We start from the raw sequence: 1,154 nt of genomic DNA, 5'->3' as shown, positions 1-1,154 counted from the left end.
GTGTATACGAGACCGGATCCCGCCGTGCCCGGTGGGGCGGGCGACGGCCGGGACCGGTTCCCGCTCAGCGGTCCACCCGCACCCGGGCCCCCGACAGTTCGGCGTCCAGCAGGTCGATGTCCGCCCGCACCATCAGCTCCGCCAACTGCGGCCAGCGCACCCCGGGCTCCCACCCCAATCGGTCACGGGCCTTGCTCGCGTCCCCGATCAGGGCGTCCACCTCGCTGGGACGCTCGTATTTCGGGTCGTACCGCACGTACGCCGACCAGTCCAGGCCCGCCGCCGCGAAGGCGACCTCCAGGAACTGCCGGACGGTCGCCGCCTCCCCGGTGGCCACCACGTAGTCGTCGGGCTCGTCCTGCTGGAGCATCCGCCACATCGCCTCGACGTACTCCGGTGCGTATCCCCAGTCCCGCACCGCGTCGAGGTTGCCCATGTAGAGCCGATCCTGCAGGCCCGCCCGGATCCGGGCGACCGCGCGGGTGATCTTGCGGGTCACGAAGGTCTCCCCCCGGCGGGGCGACTCGTGGTTGAACAGGATGCCGTTGGAGGCGTGCATCCCGTACGCCTCGCGGTAGTTGACGGTCGCCCAGTAGCCGTAGAGCTTGGCGCAGCCGTACGGGCTGCGCGGGTGGAAGGGCGTGTGCTCGTTCTGCGGCGGGGGAGTGGAGCCGAACATCTCCGAGGAGGACGCCTGGTAGATCCGTGTCTCGATGCCGGAGGCCCGGATGGCCTCCAACAGCCGGGTGCTGCCCAGGCCGGTGACGTCCCCGGTGTACAGCGGCGCGTCGAAGGAGACCCGCACGTGCGACTGGGCCCCCAGGTTGTACACCTCGTCGGGCCGGAGTTCCCGCAGCAGGTTGACCAGCGCCACGCCGTCGGAGAGATCGGCGTGGTGCAGGACCAGGCTGCGTTCGGGATCCTGCGGCCCCTGGTAGATGTGGTCGATGCGCTCGGTGTTGAAGGAGGACGACCGGCGGATCAGGCCGTGCACCCGGTACCCCTTCTCCAACAGCAACTCGGCCAGGTAGGAACCGTCCTGGCCGGTGACACCGGTGATCAGCGCGGTTTTCGCCATGAGGTCATCCCCTCGGTTCGTGGTGGCGGGGGCCGATGGGCGCGGCCCGGGGTCAAATACGTGGGTTGGGTGGGTG

Annotated in this window: 1 protein-coding gene; it reads right to left on the bottom strand. The window is 70.0% G+C overall.

Going from position 1 to position 1,154, the window contains the following annotated elements; genetic code table 11:
• Positions 1 to 64 precede the first annotated feature (64 nt).
• Complete coding sequence (gene gmd / locus FOE67_RS26355; protein WP_182667333.1) at positions 65 to 1,078, bottom strand: GDP-mannose 4,6-dehydratase; 1,014 nt, start codon at positions 1,076 to 1,078, stop codon at positions 65 to 67.
• Positions 1,079 to 1,154 lie beyond the last annotated feature (76 nt).

Origin of the sequence: Streptomyces calidiresistens, assembly GCF_014141525.1 — a bacterium.
Taxonomy (GTDB): Bacteria; Actinomycetota; Actinomycetes; order Streptomycetales; family Streptomycetaceae; genus Streptomyces; species Streptomyces calidiresistens.
This window is presented reverse-complemented; position numbering and strand designations above follow the sequence as displayed.

Coding starts and splice junctions, on each gene's coding strand:
- gmd (WP_182667333.1), bottom strand. CDS start 1,078: ATGGCGAAAACCGCGCTGATCACCGGTGTCACCGGCCAGGACGGTTCC.